The 24,323-nt window shown below is 68.5% G+C and carries 24 protein-coding genes and 1 pseudogene; 15 read left to right on the top strand and 10 right to left on the bottom strand.

The features are described 5' to 3' along the window. Positions 1-20 precede the first annotated feature (20 nt). The 13 genes from ACFWFP_RS08905 to fabD are packed head-to-tail and all read left to right on the top strand — an operon-like array spanning position 21 to position 13,366. The gene (locus ACFWFP_RS08905) at positions 21-1,475 is read left to right on the top strand and encodes an FAD-dependent monooxygenase (RefSeq protein WP_379294149.1); all 1,455 of its coding nucleotides are present in this window, start codon (positions 21-23) and stop codon (positions 1,473-1,475) included. Between the two features lie 23 nt (positions 1,476-1,498). Beyond that, positions 1,499-1,825: a TcmI family type II polyketide cyclase gene (locus ACFWFP_RS08900; RefSeq protein ID WP_379294148.1), complete on the top strand. Its 327-nt coding sequence runs from the start codon at positions 1,499-1,501 to the stop codon at positions 1,823-1,825. Beyond that, positions 1,822-3,099 (top strand): beta-ketoacyl-[acyl-carrier-protein] synthase family protein, encoded by a 1,278-nt coding sequence (locus tag ACFWFP_RS08895; protein ID WP_379294146.1) that lies wholly within the window; start codon positions 1,822-1,824, stop codon positions 3,097-3,099. Before ACFWFP_RS08900 ends, ACFWFP_RS08895 begins: the two co-directional genes overlap by 4 nt. After that, entirely contained in the window at positions 3,096-4,319 is a 1,224-nt protein-coding gene (locus tag ACFWFP_RS08890) for a ketosynthase chain-length factor (RefSeq protein ID WP_379294145.1), read from the top strand. Before ACFWFP_RS08895 ends, ACFWFP_RS08890 begins: the two co-directional genes overlap by 4 nt. Before the next feature lie 14 nt (positions 4,320-4,333). Next, the gene (locus tag ACFWFP_RS08885) at positions 4,334-4,597 is read left to right on the top strand and encodes an acyl carrier protein (RefSeq protein ID WP_101469008.1); all 264 of its coding nucleotides are present in this window, start codon (positions 4,334-4,336) and stop codon (positions 4,595-4,597) included. A 33-nt stretch (positions 4,598-4,630) separates the two neighbouring features. After that, positions 4,631-5,413 carry a 3-oxoacyl-ACP reductase FabG gene (gene fabG / locus ACFWFP_RS08880; protein WP_378629504.1) on the top strand — a complete coding sequence of 261 codons (783 nt, stop codon included), beginning with the start codon at positions 4,631-4,633 and terminating at the stop codon, positions 5,411-5,413. A 29-nt stretch (positions 5,414-5,442) separates the two neighbouring features. Next, the gene (locus tag ACFWFP_RS08875) at positions 5,443-6,387 is read left to right on the top strand and encodes an aromatase/cyclase (RefSeq protein ID WP_379294142.1); all 945 of its coding nucleotides are present in this window, start codon (positions 5,443-5,445) and stop codon (positions 6,385-6,387) included. After that, positions 6,368-8,323: an SDR family oxidoreductase gene (locus ACFWFP_RS08870; RefSeq protein ID WP_379294140.1), complete on the top strand. Its 1,956-nt coding sequence runs from the start codon at positions 6,368-6,370 to the stop codon at positions 8,321-8,323. Before ACFWFP_RS08875 ends, ACFWFP_RS08870 begins: the two co-directional genes overlap by 20 nt. Before the next feature lie 36 nt (positions 8,324-8,359). Next, positions 8,360-9,931, top strand: a complete 1,572-nt coding sequence (locus tag ACFWFP_RS08865; protein WP_379294139.1) for an acyl-CoA carboxylase subunit beta — start codon at positions 8,360-8,362, stop codon at positions 9,929-9,931. Continuing rightward, a complete protein-coding gene (locus tag ACFWFP_RS08860; RefSeq protein WP_379294138.1) occupies positions 9,928-10,137 on the top strand; it encodes an acyl-CoA carboxylase epsilon subunit in 210 nt (69 codons plus the stop codon). Before ACFWFP_RS08865 ends, ACFWFP_RS08860 begins: the two co-directional genes overlap by 4 nt. Before the next feature lie 14 nt (positions 10,138-10,151). After that, entirely contained in the window at positions 10,152-11,171 is a 1,020-nt protein-coding gene (locus ACFWFP_RS08855) for an LLM class flavin-dependent oxidoreductase (protein WP_379294137.1), read from the top strand. Continuing rightward, positions 11,164-12,381, top strand: coding sequence for an MFS transporter (locus ACFWFP_RS08850; protein WP_379294136.1), 1,218 nt, complete (start codon positions 11,164-11,166; stop codon positions 12,379-12,381). Before ACFWFP_RS08855 ends, ACFWFP_RS08850 begins: the two co-directional genes overlap by 8 nt. 31 nt (positions 12,382-12,412) lie before the next feature. Beyond that, positions 12,413-13,366: an ACP S-malonyltransferase gene (fabD, locus tag ACFWFP_RS08845; protein WP_379294134.1), complete on the top strand. Its 954-nt coding sequence runs from the start codon at positions 12,413-12,415 to the stop codon at positions 13,364-13,366. 162 nt (positions 13,367-13,528) lie between these two features. Here the strand turns inward: fabD and ACFWFP_RS08840 are convergent, their stop codons facing one another. Next, positions 13,529-14,533, bottom strand: a complete 1,005-nt coding sequence (locus ACFWFP_RS08840) for a histidine phosphatase family protein (protein ID WP_379294133.1) — start codon at positions 14,531-14,533, stop codon at positions 13,529-13,531. Between ACFWFP_RS08840 and ACFWFP_RS08835 the strand changes: the two genes are divergently transcribed. Next, a complete protein-coding gene (locus ACFWFP_RS08835; RefSeq protein WP_379294132.1) occupies positions 14,511-15,434 on the top strand; it encodes a hypothetical protein in 924 nt (307 codons plus the stop codon). The genes ACFWFP_RS08840 and ACFWFP_RS08835 overlap by 23 nt on opposite strands. A 263-nt stretch (positions 15,435-15,697) precedes the next feature. Continuing rightward, a complete protein-coding gene (locus ACFWFP_RS08830; protein ID WP_379294131.1) occupies positions 15,698-16,168 on the top strand; it encodes a hypothetical protein in 471 nt (156 codons plus the stop codon). 199 nt (positions 16,169-16,367) lie between these two features. On the opposite strand, the pseudogene ACFWFP_RS08825 reads toward ACFWFP_RS08830, so the two are convergent. The 9 genes and pseudogenes from ACFWFP_RS08825 to ACFWFP_RS08785 all read right to left on the bottom strand — a co-directional run. Further along, a pseudogene (locus ACFWFP_RS08825) lies at positions 16,368-16,469 on the bottom strand (IS5/IS1182 family transposase); the annotation flags it as partial. A gap of 126 nt (positions 16,470-16,595) precedes the next feature. After that, entirely contained in the window at positions 16,596-18,299 is a 1,704-nt protein-coding gene (locus ACFWFP_RS08820; RefSeq protein ID WP_379294130.1) for an alkaline phosphatase D family protein, read from the bottom strand. Positions 18,300-18,432: 133 nt separating this feature from the next. Continuing rightward, positions 18,433-19,179: a class I SAM-dependent DNA methyltransferase gene (locus ACFWFP_RS08815; protein WP_379294129.1), complete on the bottom strand. Its 747-nt coding sequence runs from the start codon at positions 19,177-19,179 to the stop codon at positions 18,433-18,435. Positions 19,180-19,252: 73 nt separating this feature from the next. Then, positions 19,253-20,191: a PDR/VanB family oxidoreductase gene (locus ACFWFP_RS08810; RefSeq protein WP_379294128.1), complete on the bottom strand. Its 939-nt coding sequence runs from the start codon at positions 20,189-20,191 to the stop codon at positions 19,253-19,255. Positions 20,192-20,203: 12 nt separating this feature from the next. Beyond that, the gene (locus ACFWFP_RS08805) at positions 20,204-21,496 is read right to left on the bottom strand and encodes a Rieske 2Fe-2S domain-containing protein (RefSeq protein ID WP_379294127.1); all 1,293 of its coding nucleotides are present in this window, start codon (positions 21,494-21,496) and stop codon (positions 20,204-20,206) included. A 40-nt stretch (positions 21,497-21,536) separates the two neighbouring features. After that, positions 21,537-22,424, bottom strand: a complete 888-nt coding sequence (locus ACFWFP_RS08800) for a TIGR03621 family F420-dependent LLM class oxidoreductase (RefSeq protein WP_379294126.1) — start codon at positions 22,422-22,424, stop codon at positions 21,537-21,539. 16 nt (positions 22,425-22,440) lie between these two features. Further along, positions 22,441-22,866: a MarR family winged helix-turn-helix transcriptional regulator gene (locus tag ACFWFP_RS08795; RefSeq protein ID WP_379294125.1), complete on the bottom strand. Its 426-nt coding sequence runs from the start codon at positions 22,864-22,866 to the stop codon at positions 22,441-22,443. Between the two features lie 28 nt (positions 22,867-22,894). Further along, the gene (locus ACFWFP_RS08790) at positions 22,895-23,386 is read right to left on the bottom strand and encodes a nuclear transport factor 2 family protein (RefSeq protein ID WP_379294124.1); all 492 of its coding nucleotides are present in this window, start codon (positions 23,384-23,386) and stop codon (positions 22,895-22,897) included. A 405-nt stretch (positions 23,387-23,791) separates the two neighbouring features. Beyond that, positions 23,792-24,274, bottom strand: coding sequence for a nuclear transport factor 2 family protein (locus ACFWFP_RS08785; RefSeq protein WP_301907190.1), 483 nt, complete (start codon positions 24,272-24,274; stop codon positions 23,792-23,794). Between the last annotated feature and the right edge of the window lie 49 nt (positions 24,275-24,323).

Genomic DNA, 24,323 nt, shown 5'->3' with positions numbered 1-24,323 from the left:
ACGGGATTCAGGAGGTAACCATGAACGCTGCTGTCATCGTGGCAGGCGCGGGACCGACCGGGCTGACACTGGCCGGGGAACTGCGACTGGCGGGCGTCGACGTGATCGTCGTCGACCGGCTGCCCGCGCGCACCGGGGAATCGCGCGGTATCGGGTTGACCCTGCGCACCACCGAAGTGCTCGACCAGCGTGGACTGCTCGGCCGCTTCGGCGCGGTGGAGACCGGTTCGGCGGGGCATTTCGGCGGTATCCCGCTCGACCTCACGGTCCTCGGCGCACCGCTGCAAGCGCCACGCGTCGTGCCCCAGTCGAGGACCGAAGCGGTGTTGGAGGGCTGGGCGCGTGAGCTGGGCGCCGACATCCGGCGCGGACACGAAGTCGTCGGGCTCGACAGCGACGCCGACGGCGTCACCGTGCACTTCGCGGAGCACGCGCCGTTGCGTGCCGGCTATCTCGTCGGTGCCGACGGCGGCCGCAGCGTGGTGCGCAAGGCCGCCGGGTTCGACTTCCCCGGCACCCCGGCCACCACCGAACTGCTGCTCGCCGACGTCCGCGGGGTGGAGATCGCGCCGCGCATGATCGGCCAGCAGGTATCCGGCGGCATGGTGATGAGTGCCCCGCTGCCCGGCGGCGCCTACCGGATCATCGTCGGCGAACGCGGCGCCGCACCCCGGCGGCGCACCGGCCCACCGGATTTCGCCGAGGTCGCCGACGTGTGGAAGCGGCTGACCGACGTCGACATCTCGCACGCGGAACCGGTCTGGGTGAGCGCCTTCGGTGACGCCGCGCGTCTGGTCACCGAATACCGGAGGGGGCGGGTGCTGCTCGCGGGCGACGCGGCGCACGTGCACCTGCCCGCGGGCGGGCAGGGGATGAACACCGGCATCCAGGACGCGGTGAACCTCGGCTGGAAACTCGCCGCGGTGAGCCGCGGCAGGGCACCGGCCACCCTGCTCGACACCTACCACGGGGAACGTCACCCGGTCGGACAGCGGTTGCTGGCCAACACCAAGGCGCAGAGCCTGTTCATCCTCGGCGGCGAGGAGGTCGGGCCACTGCGTGAGGTGCTGCGCGAACTCGTCGCCTATCCAGAGGTGGAACGGCACCTCGCGGCCAGGGTGACCGGACTCGACATCCGCTACGACGTGGGCGGCGGGTCCCATCCGCTGCTGGGTGCGCGGCTGCCACGGCGCGGGGTCGCGCGCGGCGCGCACGCCACCGACACCGCCGCCCTGCTGCGGCCGGGCCGTGGCGTTCTGCTCGACCTCACCGACAACCCGGCGCTGCGCCACCGCGCCCAGCCGTGGACCGACCGCATCGACGTGGTCACCGCGACGGCGACCGAACCCATCGACGCCGACGCGCGCACCACCGCGCTGCTGGTGCGGCCCGACGGCCATGTGGCCTGGGCCGCCCCCGGCACCCACGACGACCTACCGACCGCCCTGGACCGCTGGTTCGGGCCGGCCCGATGAACATCCGAGAGAAGGGGAAGTCAATGTTCAGCACACTGATCGTGGCCCGCATGGACCTCGCGTCCGCGGGCGATGTCGCCGGACTGTTCCGGGAATTCGACACCACCGAGCTGCCGCACCGGATGGGCACGCGCCGCCGCCAGCTCTTCCACTACCGCGGCTTGTACTTCCACCTGCAGGACTTCGACGACGACAACGGCGGCGAACGGATCGAGGACGCCAAGACCGACGACCGCTTCGTGCGCATCAGCCAGGATCTCAAGCCTTTCATCGAGGCCTACGACCCGAAGACCTGGCGCTCACCGGCCGATGCGATGGCGCACCGCTTCTACGACTGGAACGCGCGATGAGCGCGCCCGAACGTCGCGTGGTGATCACCGGCGTCGGTGTGTCCGCCCCCGGCGGAGTGGGAACGAAGAGCTTCTGGGACCTGATCTCCAACGGCCGCACCGCGACCGGACGGATCTCGCTGTTCGATCCGGCGCCGTTCCGGTCCCAGGTGGCCGCCGAGATCGACTTCGACCCCGAACTACACGGCCTGACCCCGCAGGAGATCCGGCGGATGGACCGGGCGGCGCAGCTGGCGGTGGTCAGTGCCCGCGAGGCGGTCGCCGACAGCGGGCTCGAGTTCGACGATATCGACCCGTTCCGGACCGGCGTCACGATCGGCAGCGCGGTGGGCGCCACGATGGGCCTCGATGAGGAGTACCGCACCGTCAGTGATGGTGGGCGGCTGGAACTGGTCGATCACAACTACGCGGTGCCGCATCTCTACAACTACTTCGTCCCGAGTTCGTTCGCGACCGAAGTGGCCTGGGCGGTCGGCGCGCAGGGACCGTCGACCGTGGTGTCCACCGGGTGCACTTCCGGTCTGGACGCGGTCGGCTACGCCGCGGAAGTGCTGCGCGAAGGCGGCGCGGACGTGATGATCGCGGGCGCGACCGATGCCCCGATCAGCCCGATCACGGTGGCCTGCTTCGACGCGATCAAGGCGACCACCCCGCGCAACGACGATCCCGCGCACGCCTCGCGGCCCTTCGACGCCAGCCGCAACGGCTTCGTCCTCGGTGAGGGCGCGGCGGTGTTCGTGCTCGAGGAACTGGAGAGCGCGCGCACACGCGGCGCGACGATCTACGCCGAGCTGGCCGGACACGCCACCCGTTCCAATGCCTTCCACATGACCGGCTTGCGCCCGGACGGCAAGGAGATGGCCGAGGCGATCCGCACCGCCCTCGACCAGGCGCGGATCGACGGCACCGCGATCGACTACATCAACGCGCACGGCTCCGGCACCAAACAGAACGACCGGCACGAGACCGCCGCGGTCAAGCGCGTTCTCGGCGATCACGCGTACCGCACGCCGATGAGCTCGATCAAGTCGATGGTCGGGCATTCGCTCGGCGCGATCGGGTCGATCGAGATCGCCGCCTCGGTGCTGGCGCTGGTCAACAATGTGGTGCCGCCCACGGCGAACCTGCACAACCCCGATCCCGAATGCGATCTGGACTATGTCCCACTGACCGCGCGCGATCACCAGGTCGACGTGGTGCTGTCGGTGGGCAGCGGGTTCGGTGGGTTCCAGAGCGCGGTCGTGCTCGCCGATCCCTTCCGGAGCCGGCGATGACCGCCGCGGTGGTGACCGGGCTCGGCGTCGCCGCGCCGACCGGTCTGGGCCTGGAAGAGTATTGGCGTACCACGTTGGCCGGGCAATCCGGGATCCGCCGGGTCACCCGGTTCGACCCCGAGTCCTATCCCGCGCAATTGGCCGGGGAGATCACCGGATTCGAGGCCGAGGAGCATCTGCCGGGCAGGCTGTTGCCACAGACCGACCGGATGACGCGGCTGGCTCTGGTGAGCGCGGACTGGGCTTTCGCCGACGCAGGCGTGCGACCCGGCGAACTGCCCGACTACGCCGCGGGCGTGATCACCGCCAGCAGTTCGGGCGGGTTCGAGTTCGGGCAGAACGAACTACGCGCGCTGTGGAGCAAGGGCGGCGAGTACGTGAGCGCCTACCAGTCCTTCGCCTGGTTCTACGCGGTCAACAGCGGACAGATCTCCATTCGCAACGGCCTGCGCGGGCCCAGCAGCGTGGTGGTCAGCGACCAGGCCGGTGGGCTGGACGCGGTGGCCCAGGCGCGCAGGCAGATCCGGCGCGGTACCTCGCTGGTGGTGACCGGCGCGGTCGACGCCTCGATCTGCCCGTGGGGCTGGGTGGCGCAACTGGCGGGCGGCGGACTGAGCACCGTCACCGACCCGGACCGTGCCTACCTGCCGTTCGACGCGCAAGCGGGCGGCTACGTCCCCGGTGAGGGTGGCGCGCTGCTGGTCCTCGAAGACGCCGAGCACGCCAGAGGGCGCGATGCGCCGCAGATCTACGGCGAGATCGCCGGGCACGCGGCGACCGTCGACCCGCGTCCCGACGGTCCGGGTGAGCCCGGATTGCGCAGGGCGATCGAACTCGCCCTCGGCGATGCGGGGATCACGCCCGCCGAGATCGATGTCGTCTTCGCCGACGCCGCGGGGATCGCCGAACTCGACCGGATCGAGGTCGACGCCCTGGTCGCGGTGTTCGGTGCGCGCGCCGTGCCGGTGACCGCACCGAAAACCATGACGGGACGGCTCTATTCGGGTGCGGCGCCGCTGGATCTGGCCGCCGCGTTCCTGTCGATCCGCGACGGCGTGATCCCGCCGACCATCGGTACCGATCTCGCCGCCGGCTACCAGCTCGATCTGGTCACCGAGGCCAGGCCCGCACCCGTGCGGACCGCGCTCGTGCTCGCCCGCGGTGCGGGCGGGTTCAACTCCGCCATGGTCGTGCGCGGCCCCGAACACGTTCGCCCCTGAGGAAAGGAAAGCCCGTGTCGACACCGTTCACACTCGACGATCTGCGCCGCATCCTGCGAGAAGGCAGCGGCGACAGCCCCGGCCTCGACGGCGAATTCGCCGATATCGAGTTCGAAGACCTCGGCTACGAGTCGCTGGCACTGCTCGAGACCACCGGCCGGATCAAGCGCGAATTCGGCGTGACCCTCGATGACGACGCCGTCGTCGCCGTGACCACGCCGCGCGCGCTGGTCGACCTGGTCAACGAGCAACTGCTCGAAGCGCCACAGCCCAGCTGAGCGCGACACCGACTGACCGACAGGAGTACAGACATGACCAACGACGACAAGGTGGCCCTGGTCACCGGCGCCACCAGCGGCATCGGACTGGCCTCGGCCCGTCAGCTGGCCGGGCAGGGACACCGGGTGTTCCTGTGCGCACGCAACAAGGAAGCCGTCGCCGACACCGTCGCCCAATTGCGGGGCGAGGGCTTCGATGTGGACGGCACCACCGCCGATGTCCGTGCGGCCGAGGACATCTCGGCGTTCGTGCGGGCCGCGGTCGACCGGTACGGCCCGGTGGACGTGCTGGTCAACAACGCGGGCCGCTCCGGCGGCGGCGTCACCGCCGACCTCACCGAGGAACTGTGGTCCGACGTGATCGCGACCAACCTCAACAGTGTGTTCCTGGCCAGTCGCGAGGTGCTCACCACCGGCGGCATGCGAGACAAGCAGCGCGGCCGCATCATCAACATCGCCTCCACGGCGGGCAAACAGGGCGTAGTGCTCGGGGCGCCGTACTCGGCATCCAAGCACGGCGTCGTCGGGTTCACCAAGGCGCTGGGCAACGAGCTGGCACCGACCGGCATCACGGTCAACGCCGTCTGCCCCGGCTATGTGGAAACGCCGATGGCGCAACGGGTTCGGTCCGGTTACGCCGCGGCCTACGACACCACCGAGGACGCGATCCTCACCAAGTTCCAGGCCAAGATCCCGCTCGGCCGCTACTCCACCCCCGAAGAGGTGGCCGGCCTGGTCGGCTACCTGGCGTCCGATCTGGCCGCCTCCATCACCGCGCAGGCGCTCAACGTCTGCGGCGGACTCGGCAACTTCTGATTCCGGCCGACGAGCACCAGGAGACTTCCATGACGACGCAGACCACCCGCGAGGTCGAGCACACGATCACCGTGGCGGCCCCGCCGACCGAGGTGTACCGCCTCTTGGCCGAGGTGGAGAACTGGCCCCGGCTGTTCCCGCCCTCGGTGTATGTGACGCGGCTCGAACACGACGGCAACGAGGAACGCATCCAGATCTGGGCCACCGCCAACGGTGAACCCAAGACCTGGATCTCGCGCCGCGTGCTCGATCCCGAGCAGCTGCGGATCACCTTCTGGCAGGAGGTGTCCGCGCCCCCGGTGGCCCAGATGAGCGGCACCTGGATCATCGAACCGCGCGAGGAGGGCACCGAATTGCGGTTGCTGCACTCCTATCGGGCCATCGACGACGATCCCGAGGGGCTGGCGTGGATCGAGAAGGCGGTCGACGACAACAGCCGTGCGGAACTGCCCGGTCTCAAGGCCTCGGTGGAGTCGGCGGTGCGCACCGCCGACCTGACCCTGTCGTTCGTCGACTCGGTCGAGATCGCCGGTGCGGCAAGCGATGTCTACGACTTCGTCAACGAGGCGAACCGGTGGACCGAGCGGCTGCCGCACGTGGCCTCGGTGCAGCTGACCGAGAACACCCCCGGCGTGCAGGTGCTGCGCATGGACACCCTGACCAAGGACGGATCGAGCCACACCACCGAATCGGTCCGCGTCTGCTTCCCGCAGCACCGGATCGCCTACAAGCAGACCACCCTGCCCGCCCTGATGGCCCTGCACACCGGCTTCTGGGAGTTCCGGACCAACCCCGACGGCACGACCACCGCGTCCTCGCAGCACACGGTGATCATCGAAGCGTCGCGGATCGCCGAGATCCTCGGCTCCGCTGCCGGGGTGCCCGAGGCGCGGACCTTTCTCCGTGAGGCGCTCGGGGGCAACAGCCGGGCCACGCTGAACCACGCCAAGAACTATGCCGAAGCCCGTCGATGACACCGATGTCCTGATCGTCGGCGCGGGGCCGGTCGGGCTGCTGCTCGCGGGCGATCTGGCCGGCGCGGGCGTCCGCGTGACGGTGGTGGAACAGCGCAGCGCTCCCACCACCGAATCGCGGGCCTCCACCCTGCACGCCCGCACCATGGACGTGCTCGCCGAGCGGGGTGTGCTCGATCGGCTCGGCCCGCTGCCCGACGGCGGACCGGGACACTTCGGCGGACTGCGCCTGGATCTGACCGAAGCCGATCCGGCCCACCGGTTCTCGGGTCAGTGGAAGTGCCCGCAGGTCCGGCTGGAAGCGGTGTTGCAGGAACGAGCACTCGAGGCGGGCGCGGTGCTCCGGCGTGGGCACCGAGTCACCACCCTGACCGCGCAGGCGGGCGCTGTGCTGATCGACACCGTCACCCCGGACGGCGAACGGCATACCCACCGGGGCGCCTACCTCGTCGGTTGCGATGGGGAACGCGGCACCGTGCGTGAGCTGGCCGGATTCGAGCTGGCGGGTCTCGAGGCCGGGCGGGAGATGCTGCGAGCCGACGTGGCCGGAATTGATATCCCGGCCCGCCGTTTCGAACGACTCCCGCACGGGCTCGCGGTGTCCTCGCGCTGGCCCGACGGCAGCACCAGGGTGATGGTGCACGTCTACGGCGCCGCACCTCGTGCCGGGGGTGGGGAACCGGAGTTCGCCGAGATTGCCGACGCCTGGGAACGGGTGACCGGCGAGTCGATCGGACACGGAACACCGTTGTGGCGCAACGCGTTCGACGACACCAGCCTGCAGGTCACCCGGTACCGGCGCGGCCGGGTCCTGCTCGCCGGCGACGCGGCCCATCGGCAGATGCCGGTGGGCGGCCAAGCCCTCAATCTTGGCCTGCAGGACGCGGCCGACCTGTCGGGCCGGTTGATCGCCGCGATCACCGGCACCGCAGGCGAGGCCGAACTCGACGGCTATCACCGCACCCGCCACACCGTCGGCGCGCGCACCCTGACCAATATCCGGGCCCAGACCTTGCTGCTGCTGGGCGGACCGGAGGTCGAACCCGCCAGGCAGCTGTTCGCCGAGCTCCTGCGGCTCGGCGATGTCCGATCCCATCTCGCCCGCATGATCAGCGGCCTGCCCGGTCCCGGCGACCCGGCGCCCGCACCACCCGATTCCAAGGAGACACCGATGAGCCTGACGAACAAGACCGCCCTGGTCACCGGATCCAGCCGTGGCATCGGCCGCGCGACCGCCCGTCAACTCGCCGCCAAGGGCGCGCTCGTGGCCGTGCACTACGCGGACAACGAGGCCGCCGCCCGCGAGACCGTCGAGGTCATCGAGAACGACGGTGGCCGTGCGTTTCCCGTGCGTGCCGAGCTCGGCACGACAGGCGGCGTGCACGAGTTGTTCCTCGGTCTCGAACAGGGACTCAAGGAACGGACCGGGGAGACCACGCTCGACATCCTGGTCAACAACGCCGGTGTCACCACCCCGGCAGGCGTCGCCCCCGAGGACGTGACGCCCGAGGATTTCGACCGGCTCTTCGCGGTCAATGTCCGCGCGCCGTTCTTCATCGTGCAGCGCGCCCTCGGCCTGCTGCCCGAGGGCGGGCGCATCGTCAACATCTCCTCCGGCCTCACCCGATTCGCCAGCCCGGACCAGGTGGCGTACTCGATGACCAAGGGGGCGGTGGAACAGATCACGCTGCACTTCGCCCGGCACCTGGCACCGCGCGGGATCACCGTCAACAGCGTCGCGCCCGGCATCACCAACAACGGCAGCGCTGTGTTCGACATCCCGGAGGCGGTCGAACAGATGGCGCAGTTCTCGGCGTTCAAGCGGGTCGGCGAGGCGGTCGACGTCGCCGATGTCGTCACCTTCCTCGCCACCGACGAAGCCCGCTGGATCACCGGCGCGTTCATCGACGCCACCGGCGGAACGCTACTCGGCTGACAGCACGGCCGCGGCCGAGAGATACCAGGAGATCCGATGACGACAGTGCAAGAACCCACCGGGTACACCCACCGGCTCGACGAACTCGACGCGCTCAAACGCGCCGCGCGTCTGGGCCCCGACCCGGCGGCCACCGAACGCCAGCACGCCAAGGGCAAACTCACCGCCCGTGAACGCATCGACCTGTTGCTCGACCCCGGTTCGTTCGTCGAGGTCGAGCCGCTGCGCAGACACCGGGCCACCGGCTTCGGGCTGGAAGCGCGCCGACCCCACACCGACGGTGTGATCACCGGGTGGGGAACCGTCGACGCGCGGACGGTTTTCGTCTACGCCAGCGACTTCCGGATCTTCGGCGGCGCACTCGGCGAGGCGCACGCCCAGAAGATCCACAAGATCATGGACATGGCCGTCACCGCGGGCGCGCCGCTGGTCTCGCTCAACGACGGTGCGGGCGCCCGCATCCAGGAGGGTGTGACGGCGCTGGCGGGCTACGGCGGGATCTTCCGCCGCAACACCAGAGCTTCGGGCGTCATCCCGCAGATCAGCGTCATGCTCGGGCCGTGCGCCGGCGGCGCGGCGTACTCGCCGGCGCTCACCGACTTCGTCTTCGTGGTGCGCGACATCGCGCAGATGTTCATCACCGGCCCCGATGTGGTGCGCACCGTGACCGGCGAGCAGGTGACCCACGACGAACTCGGCGGCGCCGACATCCACGCGTCGGTCTCGGGAGTGGCGCATTTCGTCTACGACGACGAGCAGTCCTGCCTGTCCGATGTCCGCGCGCTGCTGTCGATGCTGCCCGCCAACAACCGGGAGCTGCCGCCGGTGGCCTTCACCGCCGATCCCGCCGACCGGCAGACCACCGCGCTGACCGAGCTGGTGCCCCTGGACGGCAACCGCCCCTACGACATTCGCGAGGTACTGGCCGAAATCGTCGACGACGGCGACTATTTCGAAGTCCAGGCAACCTGGGCGGCGAACCTGGTGTGCGCGCTGGCCCGGCTCGACGGCCACGTGGTCGGCGTGGTGGCCAGCCAGCCGATGAGCCTGGCCGGGGTACTCGACATCGACGCCAGCGAGAAGGGCGCGCGGTTCGTCCAGTTCTGCGACGCGTTCAATATTCCGTTGCTGACCCTGGTCGATGTGCCAGGGTTCCTGCCCGGCGTCGGCCAGGAACACGCGGGCATCATCCGCCGCGGCGCGAAACTGCTCTACGCCTATTGCAACGCGACGGTGCCCCGAATCTCGTTGGTACTGCGCAAGTCCTACGGCGGCGCCTACATCGTGATGGACTCGCTGTCGATCGGCACCGATCTCGCGCTCGCCTGGCCGACCAACGAGATCGCCGTCATGGGGGCCGAGGCCGCGGCCGATGTGGTGTTCCGGCGCGAGATCGCCGCCTCCGAGGATCCCGTGGCCACCAGGAACCGCAAGATCGCCGAGTACCGCGAGGAACTCGTGCACCCCTACTACGCGGCCGAGCGCGGACTCATCGACGATGTGATCGACCCGCGCGACACCCGTGGCGTGCTGATCCGGGCCTTCGCCATGCTCGCGGGCAAGGACACCGATCTGCCCCGACGCAAGCACGGGAACCCACCGCAATGAGCGCCGAGGACCCGGCGCCCTTCCTGCGCGTCGAGAAGGGCAGCGCCGACCCGGACGAACTCGGCGCGCTGCTCGTGCTGCTGCTCGCCCGGCGTCGGGCCGCCGCCGTGCCGCCTACTCTCACCAGGCCCGTCGCCCGCTGGCGCCGTCTGGAACGCCGACCCGCCTTCACCGACCCCCGCGCGTGGACCAGGTCCACCCGCTGACGAACGGAGCCACCATGGACGTCGGACTGCTCTTCGACCTGCGCAATCCCGCACAGTGGCAGCGGCCGTGGGCCGACCACTACGCCCGCACCCTCGAGTTCTGTGAGGAGGCCGACCTGCGCGGTGCCGGCGGAGTCTGGTTCACCGAGCACCATCTGTTCGAGGACGGCTATCTTCCGCAGCCGCTCACCTTCGCCGCCGCGGCGGCGGCGCGCACCAAGCGAGTGCGCATCGGCACCGCCGTCGTCCTGCCCGCGCTGCGCAAACCGGCCCAGCTCGCCGAGGAGGCCGCACTGGTCGACCTGATCAGCGGCGGCCGCCTCGAACTCGGACTCGGCGCCGGCTACCGACTGCCCGAATACCAGCTCTTCGACACCGATTTCAGCCGCCGGTTCGCCCGCACGGGCGACAACATCGCCGAGATCCAGCGACTGTGGGCCACCGGTGGGATCACTCCGGGGCCGATCCAGGATCCCGTGCCGCTGTGGGGTGGGTTCTACGGTCCGCGCGGCGCCCGCCTCGCCGGGCGGCTCGGCATCGGGTTCCTGCACATCTCGCGCCAGCTGTTCCCGCTGTACCGCGAGGGACTCATCGAGGGCGGACACGATCCCGAGTCCGCGCGGGTCTCCGATCTGCTGCCGATCCTGCTCGCCGACGATCCCGAGGCCGCGTGGGCTCGGGTGGCACCGCACCTCGCGCACCAGATGAACTCCTACCGGCAACTGTCGGTACAGGGCACCGACGCGCCGCCGCCACCGCTCCTCGAACTCGATCAGCTGCGCCAACGTCCCGAGGACGGATCCTTCGGGCTGCTCGAGATCCTCACCCCCGAACAGGCCGCCGCGCGGATCCACGAACGGGTGGCCGGTCTGCCGGTGCGGCATCTGATCTTCTGGGCCAGCATCGCCGGAATGCCCGACGACCTGGTCACCCGCCACATCGAGCTGGTGAGTGAACAGCTGCCGCCATTGCTGGACAAGCAGTTCCAGGTGAGCACCGGCGGCCCGATTTCGGCGCGCAACGGCCATGGCTGACGCGCGACCAGCGGCGCCGACCTGGGATCGGCGCCGCTGGGTCCTGCTGCTGGTGCTGTCGGGCAACATGATCCTCGACGCCATCGAGGGCTCCATCCTGGTGCCGGCGCTCGGCGTGCTGACCACCGAACTGAACCGGTCGATCGGGCAAACCCAGTGGCTGCTCAGCGGTTTCGCGGCGGGGTTCGCCGCGCTGCTCCTCGCCGGGCCCACGCTGGCCGCCCGATTCGGGCGCAGGCGCGTCTATCTCGTCGCCATGGCGCTGTTCGCTGTCGCCTCGGTGATCGGCGGGCTCACCGACGATCTGGCACTGCTCGTCGCGACCCGCGTGGTGAAGGGTGCCGCCGCCGCGCTGACCGCACCCGCCGGGCTGGCGGTGATCGCCGCTGAGTTCCCGGCCGGTCCCCAGCAGCGCCGCGCGATCTCGGTGTACGCGGTCTTCGGCGCGGCCGGATTCACCACCGGCCTACTGCTGTCGGGCTGGCTCACCGCGCTGAACTGGCACCTGCTGTTCGTGTTCCCCGCTCCGATCGCGCTCGCCCTGCTCGTCGCCGCGTGGCGGGTGATCCCCGACCCGCCAGTGGCGACACCGCCACGGCTGTCGAAACCGTTGTTGCGCAATGGTTCGCTGGCCCGGTCCGCCCTCGGCGCGGGGGCACTCAACGGCGGCTACCTCGCACTGCTGGTGGTGATCGCGGCGCAACTGCACCGGTCGCTCGGGTGGGCGCCGTGGCAGATCGCCGTCGGTCTGCTGCCCGCGAGTCTGCCACTGGCACTGTCGGTTCCGTTCGCGGGACGATTCGTGGAGCGGCACGGCACCGCGCGTCTGATCCTCGCCGGCGCGGTGGCGACGCTGGCCGGGCACCTGCTGCTGTTCGCCCGACCGGAGATCCACGACTACGCGACCGACGCGCTGCCGGTACTGCTGCTGATCGAAGCCGGGTTCGTCCTGTCGTTCGCCGCGCTGAACATGCAGTCGACCGCCACCGTGCCCGCCGAACTCCGCCCGATCGCGGTGCCGCTGTATCAAACCGGTGTCCAGTTCGGCGCGGCATCGGTGCTGCCGATCACCGTCGGGGCGGCGACGGTCTTCGATGCCTACCGTCCCGCGGCGGCGGTGATCGCGCTCGCCGGGCTTCTGGCGGTCCTCGCCGCGAGCAGTGAACTGCGCGCGTCCGATGCATCCACACCGGCGAAAGCCGTTCCATGACAGCCACACTCACCCCAAGGAGGTCCCGCTCATGACCGTCGACGTCTTCATCCGAGAACAGCCCGACCAGCTGGCGACCGGCCCCAGGACCCTGGCGCTGTTCCCCGGCCAGGGCTCCCAGCGCCCCGGCATGGCCGCGTGGATCACCGACTACCCGGTGGCCGAGGAGGTCTTCCGGCGCGCCGACGACATCCTCGGCCTCCCGCTGACCCAGCTGTGCGTCGACGGCACCGCCGAACAGCTGCGAGCCACCGATGTGGCCCAGCCCGCCATCGTCGCCACCAGCCTGGCCCTCACCGCGGTCCGCGCACAGCGGGGACTGCCGCCCGCGGCGGTCGCCGGGCACAGCCTGGGGGAGTTCACCGCGCTGGCCGTCGCCGGAGTGTTCGACGAGGACACCATCCTGAGCCTGGTCCGCCGCCGCGGCGAGCTCATGGCCGAGGTCTCACGCCGCTACGACGGTGCGATGAGCGCCGTCATCGGCCTGCCAGCCGAACAGGTCGATGCCCTGTGCGCCCGCGTCACCTCGGGCGTCGTCGGCGTGGCCAACTACAACCAGCCGACCCAGACCGTGGTCTCCGGCGCCGCCGCAGCCGTAGCCGACCTCGAGGACCTCGCCCGGACCGCCGGCGCGGCGAAAGTGGTGCGGCTCAAGGTCGCCGGAGCCTTCCATTCGCCTCTGATGGCCGACATCGCCGCCGAATTCGGCGCCGAACTCGACCGATACACCCTCCGCCCACCGGTCGTTCCGGTGCTCAGCGCGGTCACAGCCGACTATGTCACCGACCCCACCGAGATCCGTGCCCTGCTGCGCGGCCAACTGCTGGCCCCGGTCCGCTGGGTCGAGACCGTCCAGCGCGCCGCCGCCGACGGATACGACGAACTGGTCGAACTGGGCCCGGGCCAGGTGCTGACCGGTTTTTCCCGCCGCATCGTCCCCGGCGTCAGCTCGACCGCGATATCCACACCCGAAGTGCATGGTTAGCTGTTTTGATCCGGCGGCTTACACCAGGGCGATTCGACCACTGCGCACACCAACCGACCTTGCAGACGGCGTTGGTGGATGACGCGTGCGGGAGGAGAGGCTTTCGAGGTTCTCCGTGGGTAGCGGACGCAGCCCCGCACTGGCAGCACGGTAAGACGCTGGTCATCGAGACGGGTTTGGTTGTGAGCGGGCATCGGCACGATCCTTGGTCAGGTGAGCGGTGTCGGCGAGGCTCACGAGGGTCCGGTTGCGCCAGTGGTCGTCGATGCGTAGGTGGGTGATCGCTCCTGGTGTCGTTGCGAAGGACGCGAATCCGGCCGCGTCGACCGGGATCTGCATCCAGGTCGTGATGACGAACGTGAGCGCGTATCCGTGAGTGACCACAACATGATCGTGATCGATGTCGGTCATCAGCTCCTGGATGCAGGCCCCGACTCGGATGGCGACCTCGCGGCGGGTTTCAGCGCCGGGAATGGGGCCGCGGTGGTCGAGTCGGTCGTGGTCGGGCGCGGGGTCTTGCCGCTGCGCGAGCCATTCGTTCGGTCGTCCTTCGGCTTTGCCGAAGCTGATTTCTCGCAGGCGCTGATCGGCGGAGACCGCGACGGTGAGAGCCTCGCCGAGGATCTGCGCGGTTTCGGTGCATCGGGCGAGGTCAGAGGTTGTGATTCGCAGTGCCCGGGATGCGTTGTGGCGGTGTCGAAGTTCTTGGGCGAGCAGGTGCGCGTCGTGGCGGCCAGTTCGTGTCAGGTGCGAGTCATGCCAGCCGCCGACGAGACCGAGATGGGTGTGTTCGGCGTGTGGGTGGCTGCGTCGGCTTTGCGGCGAGCGGGAGGAGCCGCCGTAGCAGCGGGGAACCCTCAGATGATCGCTACCCCGCTCGTGGCCACCGTCGCGAGCTCGCGCAGCGCGATCACCGCGGTCGACGAGAACGGCAGAGGCTGTGAGGTATTCGCAGAGACAGTCACCCCGATCATGTTTCCTGCGGCCGCGATCGGACCCCTGTCGGATCCGAACACCCCAGCTGACATATTGCAGCTGGCTGTTAGGCTGCGGATTCAGACCAAGGGGAGCAAGGATCGCGCACGTGAATGTAGGGGATATCAAGGGGCGGAACCGGTCTCGACGTGGACTGATCCTTGCAATCGTGCTAGGCGTCGCCGCGATCACCGCCGTCGTTGGCCTGCTCCGATTCGGCGATGCGGGCGATGTCCAAGCCTTCACGCCAACCACGACGCAGGCTCGCAAGCCCTCGACCCTGGGGCTAGGAGTGATGTATCACTTCTCGCGAGCCAACGATGGGCGGGCTGTCGCAACCTTGATCATCTACGAGATTGTCGTGCTGCCGGCGTCGTGTCTGGAAGGGGGCGGCGAGCCTGGTCAAGAAGGTCTCGCGGTGCGCTATGAGGTCGACAATCCTGGGGTGCTGAGTTTATCGATCGAGCCGGTCTACGCCGAGATCACCACCATTGACAAGGTGGGTGCTTCTCACAGTGCGGGAAACGCCAGCTTGACGGCTGGTTGCCGTGACTACCCAGCAGCGGCCAGTGCCGCGCCAGGTCGCAAGACTGCTGGCTGGGTTGTCGTTTCAGCACAGCCCGACCAGGCCGCGGTGCGGTTCACACCAATTGTGTGGGCCGAGGACGCCACGCCGGAAACAGCCGCGCAGTCCCATGTCAAGCTGTCCCCGGCGAACGCGACGATCACTTTCCCGGATCTGCTGCCGACCCGCAGCGCAAACCCGACTTCCCCGCCCGCTGACGCCGAATCGACGACCATTGCCGCGCCGGTGCCAAGTCCGGCACCGCGCCCGCCGACGCCTGCGGCTGGGAGGGACTGCGATCCAAGTCTCGACAGATGGGTGATCGGGTCAGGTGGTGGCCAACTGAAATGCGTATACACGGACGGGTCGACGGCAAAGTGGACCCCCTCCTTGCCGTTCGCTGGCGTTAAACAGCCAGGCACCATGTGTAGGCTCGGGAGCTCCGTCGCGGAGTCGGCGGCGGGTCAGGCGCTGATTTGCGCCTACGTAGGCGATACCGCTCATCCGGAGTGGACGCCCGAACCGTGATAGACGAAAGCCGCCAATCTCGCCGGTATGGTGCTTCGAGTAGCTCGGATGAGTGCGCGGGTGCCCCGCAGCGAGCGTTATGACCGCCTGGTGAGGCTCAGCTATGAGGTCACCGAACTCCTCGGTGCCGCGACCGAGCGTATGCGGATCGCTGCGAACGTCGACCGGGTCAAGCAGGAGCCAGAGGCCTACGACGCAACGTACCCTCCTGCGCGCGCCGGGGATCCACTACTTCTCTCCTGTCGTAGACCATCATCGCCAGCATGAACTTCGCACTTGATGGGTTCGGCGGATTCGTGCCCTTCTCCCGTTTGCCCGACACGGACGTGCCCGCTGAACCTGGTGTGTACGTGGTGGTCCGGCGCACGGAGACCACTCCGATCTTTCTGCCGTCCAGCCCTGCCGGGTGGTTCAAGGGCAAAGACCCCACGTTGCCGGTGGCCGAGCTCCACTCGGCGTGGGTGCCGGGCGAGCCGGTGCTCTACATCGGCAAGGCCGCAGCCGGCCAGTCAGAAAAACGCGGGCTGCGCAAACGACTCGACGAATACCGCCGACATGGTGCCGGTCAGCCGGTCGGCCACTGGGGCGGGCGGATGATCTGGCAACTGGCCGACAGCGCTGAGCTGCTGGTGGGCTGGCAGACCACCGACGACGCGCGCGCCACGGAGAAGATCATGATCGCCGACTTCGTCGCGATGTATGGCAAACGGCCATTTGCCAACCGGACCGGATAAGAAGCCATACGCCGACCACCGCTGCGGCACTCGCACTGGCCTACGCCGCCCGAAGGTTTGGACAGCCATCACCGGATCCGGCCCCTGATCAACAGCCATATCGACGGGCGGTGGTTGTTGGGGAACGGCCAGGGTTGTTAGCCCGATCTATCGGCTACCCACTGTGCGAACTCGCTCCACGTGATGGGGACGGGTGTGTGACCGTACTTCGCTCGCCATGCCAATCCGCCCTCTCGGGCCGGTCCCGCCACGGCATCCCCGTCCGCAACCGGAACAACATCCCCTCCACGACCTGTCGATTGTTGGAGAAGTTACCGACCTCCCTCTTCCGGAGGGTGCCTGATGACCACGACGTCGCCGCAGCGCGTGCTGAGTGTCGGAAGCCAGTCACCGCACGATGAGGGCCGGCTCGCCGCGAGCTGGTCCTTCACGGATCTTGGCGTATGCCGCATTGGGGCGAGCCGGCCGTCTCGGTCGACAGCACCACGTCCGCGACCGTCGTCAAATGTGGACGGCCGCCGTCGGTGCTCACCTGCTCCAGCACGAGGCGGCTGGTCCGACCGCGCAGATGCAGCGTCGCTATCTGGTTGCCGAAGAAGGGGCCGGTGACCCGACTCCACTCGACTGGCACCGGGGGAACGGTGGACACCCGGTCCAGGAGGAAACGCGTCACCCGTTCGGCGGCCCGACTCCACGAGACCCGGAAAACCACCTTCATGGCGGTCGGAACGTAGTTGTGCATCGGCGAACAGGTCAGCTGGTAGACCCGGGACCTCACGGCGCCGGGGAACTGCGCTTGCGCGGCATAGGCGTGGTGAACGTCGCCGGACAGCACGCAGATCGTGGCGGGCGCCTGTCCTCCCGGGCCGCTGCACTGTCCGCGCCCGACGCGGGCGATGAGCCGGGCGAGCCGGTCGAATGAATCTCGGAAGGCGGCCCAATGTTCCAGATCCGCTGAGCGCCGCAATCTTTCGGACCATCCGGCCACCCGTCGGCCCCGCACCCCTGAGGTCATGCGCTCATTCCACGACTCCAGGTCGTGGAGGGCGCGCGGCAGCAGCCACGGGAGCGAGCTCCCCACCAGCAGGTGGTTGTAGTCGCCCTCGGTCTGTCGTTCGATCCACGAGAACTCGGGCTCGGAGACCATCGACCGCGTGCCGCCGCCGAGTATGCGTCCGCACCGTGAGTCGATGACGAGCAGCCGGGTGGTGCCGAGATCGCGGCGATACGACCATTGCGCTCCCTTGGCGCCGTCGGCTTCTTCGTCCGCTGCGGATGCGAAATCGCGGAGCAACTCCGCGCTGTCGCCGCCCTCGGATCGGATCCGCTGGTAGAGCTCGTCGTCGGCCAGGGCTGCGGGCGAGAGGTTGCCCAGGTGCTGGTAGATCCAGTACGACGACAACGCGCCCACGATGCGTTCCTCCCACCAATCGGTGGCCTCGATCTCGTCACGCCACGATTTCGAGGTGTTCCAGTCGTCGATGACGTCGTGGTCGTCGAAGATCATCGACGACGGAACCGTGGACAGCAGCCAGCGCACCTGCGGGTCGGACCATGACTCGGAATAGAGCCACGTGTACTCCTCGAAGTTGCGGATCTGGGCGCCCGGCGGTTGGTCGAGGTCGTGCAATTCGTCGATGTGATGGAGGATCTCCGGGGACAGCTCATCGGCGTAAACCTGGTCGCCGAGTAATAACAATGCGTCGGGCAGATCTTCGGGTGGGCCTTCCATGGCTCGCCGCGCATAGGAGTCGAGAGCGTCGGCGTCGAAGTGGTCGTTGTCCTGGGTCGCCGTCGGTGTGGCGAATCGGCACGAGCCGAAGGCGAGGGTCAGGTCGGCGTCGCCTCTGAGCGTGCGAATGACGGACGGGGACGTGGCGTCGGGCAGCGGCCAGACGCGCTCCCCATCGAGACTGACCTCGTACCGCGTGACGGAACCGGCCGCCAGTCCCGCAATCAGGACGAGAGCGTAGTGGTGTCCGGCGACGGTCCAGGTGGGTTCGTGGTGGCCGAGGACCTCGACAGTGCACGGTGCCGACGTCTCGACCCAGACGGTGGCGTCGGATTCGCCGACGTGACGCAGCAACGGACCCAGAACCAGCTCGGTCCTACTTCCCCGCAGTCGTGCCATCAGTCCAGACTATGTCGTGAACCCGCTGGGGCGAGCGTCACCGGGTAGTGCGGCAGCGGCGGCGTGGCGGTCCTGCCCGTCGAGGGTGCGCACGGCTGGCGGTCGACGTCGGCATGTGGACCGGTGACGTCGCCTAGCCGATGTGTCGGTCCGGCGGCTTACGCCAGACCGACACGTGGTTCTCGCTGTCGTTGGTGAACGGAGTTCCGAGCCAGTCCGCGCTGCGCCGCTCCAGTGACAACCCGGCCAACTGGGCCATCAGATCGCACTCCGCGGGCCAGACGTAGCGAAAGTGGCTGACGCCGTAGGTCACCGTGCCATCGGGTCGGTGCCGGTAGTGATGCGAGGTGCCCTGCTGGGTGCTCAGGTCGTAGGTGTCGAATCCGGTGTGGTGGCTGCCCACATGGAACGGCACCGCCGCTTGGCCGGGCGGAAACCGGCGGATGCCGGGAACCCACAGCTCGACGACGAACCTGCCGCCGGGTGCGAGATGCCGTGCGGCATTGCGGAAGCACTCGACCTGTTCGGCTTGGGTTCGCAGATTCCCGAGGCTGTTCCACACCAGGTACACCAGGGAGAATTCGCCCGGCACCCGGCTCGAGGCCATGTCGCCGACGACCACCGGCACCCCGGGGCGCTTGCGGTGCAGCTGGTCGACCATGGGCGCGGACAGCTCTATTCCACTCACTTCGATGCCCTGCTCGATCAGCGCAAGAGCGACGCGGCCGGTGCCGATGGCGAATTCCAGCGCGGCACCGCCGTCTGCCGCGTCGGACAGGAACCGCACCGTCGGATCGAGCACTTCGGGCGTGTACATGAAGGCCGAATCGCGGTCGTATCGTTCGGCCTGCGCGGCATCCCACACATCGCTGCTCACCACGCAGGTGACCTTGCCCTCGGGAACCGTTTGCCGCCACTCATTTTCGAGCTTCGTGCCGCGCGGCGGACTGTCCTCAGAGGTCTACCTCGAGGACGGGGGAGTGCGCTCGTGACGAGCACGTGGTGAACATGCCGTCGGCGCGTTCGGCGTCGGTGAGGACGTCGTCGCGATGGTCGGGTTCGCCGGCGAGTACCCGCACGACACATTCCCCGCAGATGCCCTGCTGGCACGAGAAGGGCGCGTCGACACCGTTATCCAGGAGGACATCGAGCACGGTCTGGTCCTCGGTGACACCGTATTCGGTGCCGGTGGAGGCCACACGGACGACGAATCCGGTCGGTTCCGGCCCGGTCGGTGCGGTGCGGTCGGTGCCGAATCGTTCGGTGTGCAGGGCTCGGCGCGGCCAGCCGAGCGCCTCGGCCTTGCTCAGGACGTAGTCCATGAACCCGTCCGGTCCGCAGACGTAGACCGCCGTTTCCGCCTGCGGCTCGCCCAGATCGCGGGCCACATCGAGCCCGATGTGCTGGTCGTCGAAGTGGAAGCTGACGCGGGGGTTCGCCGACAGCTCGTCCAGGAAGGCGGCGTGGAAGCGGCTCCGGGCACTGTAGTGCAGCACGTACTCGGCGCCCGCCCGCTCGAGCTCGGTCAGCATGGCGAGCAAGGGCGTGATCCCGATCCCGCCCGCGATCAGCACATGACGGTGCGTCGTGACCAGCGGAAAGTGGTTGCGCGGGGCGGAGATCCGCACCCGATCGCCCACCGCGAGCGCGTGCATCGCCTGGGATCCGCCGCGCGAGTTCGCCACGTTCAGCACGGCCAGCCGATACCGTCCCGGCCCGGGCGTTCCGCACAGCGAGTACTGGCGGACCATCCCGGGACCGAGCTGGACGTCGATATGGGATCCGGCGGTGTAGGACGGGAATTCGGCACCGTCGACCGCGGCGAGGTCGAGCAACACGATGTCAGAGGTCGCCAGGGTGCGGGCGCGGACTTGCGCGTCGATCCAGGTCATGGCGTGCCCCGGTCAGACGCCGGCTACCGGTACCGCCGCCGCGCTCTCGTCCGCCGTGGCCTCGGCGAGAGTGAAGAGGCCGGCTTGGGTGCGGCGCACCGGTTCCCCGACCAGGTTCACCCCCTGCGGATCGCGGCCGGCTTCCACGTCGTCGATCATCGTCCGCAGCAACCGGCGCAGCAGCACCACGCCGCGGTCCGTGGTCGCCAGAGTTTCCTCGGAATGCAGCGCGACCGGACCCTGCGAGGTCATCACTTCGCCGTCACCGGGGAAGCGCTGACGTTCCTGGTCGGTCAGCTCCCACGCGTTCTTACCGTCCTGGGTGATGCCGAACAGGAACCGTTGCAGCCGTGCGGGATCGCTCGCCCGGATGGAGAAGAACGCCCGGTGACGGGTGTCGTCGATCGGGACCGCCCAGATCACCATGTCGGCCTTGGTATCCGGGGTCAGTTCGACCCAGTCCGGCAGCACCGTCGCATTGGGCAGGTGCAACTCGGCGCCCCAGACCCGCTCGGTCCGGACCCCGTCGCGTTCCTTGTCCAGGAACCGGACACCGTACTTCGCCCCGAAATCGGTGCGGTCGTAGCTGACCCGGCCGGGCAGGGTGTAGGGATCGAAGAAGTCCTCGGGGAAGCCGGTGGTGCCGGTGCCGAGGAACTGGTAGCCGCTGTGCTGGGAGTGCAGCCAATTGATGTGCACCGGGTCGATCGTGTTCTCGTAGATCAGCAGCCAGTGGAAGTCCTGCTCGGCGCCGGTCACCGACAACCCGGGGAACGGCCATTCGGCGAAGTACTGCTCGCCCTCGGCGAGGTCCTCGAGCACGTCGTAGCGCGGCAGCACGGGCTTGCGGTCGGGCGGGCCCATGTAGACGAACACCAGCCCGTAGCGTTCCTCGACCGGGTACCACGGCTGACGCGCGGCATCGCGGCGCTTGCCACGATCGGGTTCACAGGCCTGCTCCAAGCATCGCCCCTGCACGTCGTACTTCCAGCCGTGATAGCCACAGCGCAGCCCGTCGTCCTCGATCCGGCCGAAGAACAGACTCGCGCCGCGGTGTGCGCACCGCTCGAAAACCACACCAGCGCGGCCGCTTCCGTCCCGGAAGACGACCAGGTCCTCGCCGAGGACGCGGGTGCGATGCGGTGCCTCGGCGGTGAGGGTGGCCGAGGTGGCGATCGGATGCCAGTACCGTCGCAGCGCCTCACCCATCGGGGTGCCGGGGCCGACCTCGGTCAGCCGGGCGTCGTAGGACGGGGCCTTGCGGCCGTACCCGGTGCCGGTGTCCGCCGTGGATCGTTCGGTCATGTCGGTCTCCTCCGCGTGCGAAAGACGGTGTGCTGCCCTGTTATCGGAGCGCCTGGATGATCGGGGCGAAAGCCTCCATCTCGGGTTCGAGCACGGTGTAGTAGGTCAGGCCGAGGGTTTTGCGCCGTTCGCGCAGGGTGTCGGCGTTCTCCTCGGGGGTGCCGAACAGCAGCGACGGTAGTTCGGCGAGCTCGTCGGGGGTGAGGTCGAGGCGGTTCTGCCAGACGTCGGTCACGCCGTCGGTCGCGCCCTTGGGCAGCACTTTGTGGATGGGAATGTTGAACTCCACCTGGTCGATCCGGTCGCCGAGCAGTCCGCGTACGTAGTCGATCCGGTCGGTGACCTCGGTGATTCCACCCAGCTTCAGCCCGTCGCCGTCGCGCACCTCGGTGGTGCCGGTGAACGCGATGATGTCGGCGTGGGCAGCCGCGAGCCGCAGGACCCGTGCGCCGCGACCGGCGATCAGGATCGGCGGGCCGCCGGGCTGTTCGAACCGGGCGTACTGGTCGAGCGCGGACTTCGGCTTGCGGAACTCGGCGACCGTGCGCTCGAGCTGGGAAACCCGTTCGCCCGCAGTGGGAAACGGGATTCCGGCCGCATCGAACTGCGCGCGGTCGTAGCCTGCGCCGAGCCCGAGTTCCACCCGGCCGCCGGAGTACCGGTCGACCGTGGCGAGGTCGCGGGCCAGCACCGTTGGATGGTAGAAGGCCGTGTTGAACACCAGCGTGCCGATGCGGATCCGCTCGGTCGCCTCGGCGGCCAGCAACAGGGTCGGAATCGGCGCGGGCATGCCGAGGTGGTCCGACACCGAGATGACGTCGTAGCCCAGTTCCTCGGCCTTGCGTACCTTGGCGATCCATTCGGCCCTGGTGGACGGGGTGAACAGGCAGAGACCGAAGCGGAACGGTCGGTCGTACAGGGAAGTCATGACGCTCCTCGCGAGCTCATTCGGTGGCGATGTTGTCGGCGATCTTGGCCAGGACCGCGTTCGCGGCGAGGAATTCCTCCTCGGTGATGCCACGCAGCGATTCGTCGGCGTGGGCGTTCACCAGAGCTTCGGCGCGCTCGTGCGCCGTCTCGCCCGCGGCGGTGAGTCGCAGCGTCGCGCCGGAGATCTCGACCCAGCCGCGGCCGACGAAGTCGTCGACGATCGGTTCGTAGGTCCGCGCGCCGTCTGCAACCAGGAACGGCGCGAACGCCGCGTCGAGTTCGGCGACGCTGCCCACACCGATCTGCAGGGCGTGCAGAATCTGCCAGTCCCGGCGGGTGAGCTTCTGCTCGTGCAGCAGTGCGCCGGTGGCGACGTCGAACTGCTGGTGCAGGTGCAGCAGCCAGTACCCGATGCGCTTGGTCGTGTTCTTCTGGAGCATGACAAGCCTCTCTGTTGTCGAACGTCGGCTACTGCTGCCAGCCGCGCGAGTACGGGATGACCCAGTACAGGTCGAGGGCGATCCGGGCGAACCGCCACCGGCCGCCCTCACGGACGTACTCGTCGGTGAACTTGCCTGCCACGAACGAGCTTTCGGTGTCGAAGACGACCTTCTCCTCGAAGAACGACACTCCGGTGGCTCGATCGCCGAGGATCTCCACGTCGTGGCCGTGCAGGAACTGCTTGACCAGCACCTGACCCGCCGGGCTGTTGTCTTCGATGAGCTGTGGCAGCCCGGCGAAGTACGCCTGGATGGCGGCTCGACCGTCGGCTTGGCCCAGATGGCGGTAGTCGAGATAGGCGTCGGCGCTGAACAGTTCGCCGACCTGGTCCCATCTGCCCTCGTTGATGTAGCGGGGTAGGTCGTGGCGCAAGGTGTTCAGCGCGCGGACGGCCTCGAGCGTCTCGAGTCGTTCGGTGAGCTGCTCGACCTGCCCGACCAGGTCCAGGACTTCTGACATCGCTGTGACACCTCTCGTTCCGTACACGTACCGGAGCGGACTCCGGGAAAACCGCGGCCACCGTGTTTCTCCGGCCGGGCTGGAATCACCTTTGCACGCGATATTCAGAGGTCACAAGATCGCGTGGGAAACCCTGCGGTTCGACCGTAGGTTTCGACTGTCACGCCCGCAGGGTCCGAATATCGCCTGGACGGTCGCGCACGTGTTGTGGGGACATCGGTGACATTTCGATCATGGCGTCGGAAATCGACAGGCTGAATTGTTTCCCAAGTCACCGGAACATATTGTCACCGATGTCTCCGAACAATTCGTCGAACCATTGCGGGTGAAGTCCTGTGTACGCGAGATCGGGCCGGACTCGTCGCCGAGTCCGGCCCGATCTCCGGCGGTGGGTAACGGTGATATTCAGCCCGGGCCGTGGCCCGCGGCGACCCGGCCCGCGACATGCCGCACATCCCGGTGCGAGATGAGCCATTCACCCTCGTACTGCTCGAACTCGTCCTGGACCAGCCCGATGACGACCCAGTCGGCCGGTCGGCCCACGTCGGTGGCGGCAGTGCTGGAGAACCAGTGCCACACGGTCGCATACGCGGTGAGCAGGGGTTTGTCGCCGTTCCACTCGATGGTGGCCTGCCCGATGACATGGGCGACCAGGGAGCGTTGCGACTTGGGTACCCGGCTCATGTGATCGGTGAACTCGTCACGGCCGTGGAACAGCACCGGCGGGCCGGGCATGATCCGGTACTCGATCAACGCGTCGGGGGTGAAGCACTCGCTGAACCGCTCGCTCTCCTGGGTGTCGGCGATCCGGAAGAATTTGTAGAACGTTCGGAAGATCGCCCGCTCCGCTTCGATCGTGGCGAGCAGATTGTCATGTACAGCGGTCACGTCGGTCCTTTCTCTGCCGGACGACAACACATCGCGCGGCGCGTCGTTC

This window comes from Nocardia sp. NPDC060249, from assembly GCF_042728755.1.
In the GTDB taxonomy this organism is placed as follows: Bacteria; Actinomycetota; Actinomycetes; order Mycobacteriales; family Mycobacteriaceae; genus Nocardia.
The sequence above is the reverse complement of the archived record's forward strand: the minus strand, read 5'-3'. Positions and strand labels throughout refer to the sequence as shown.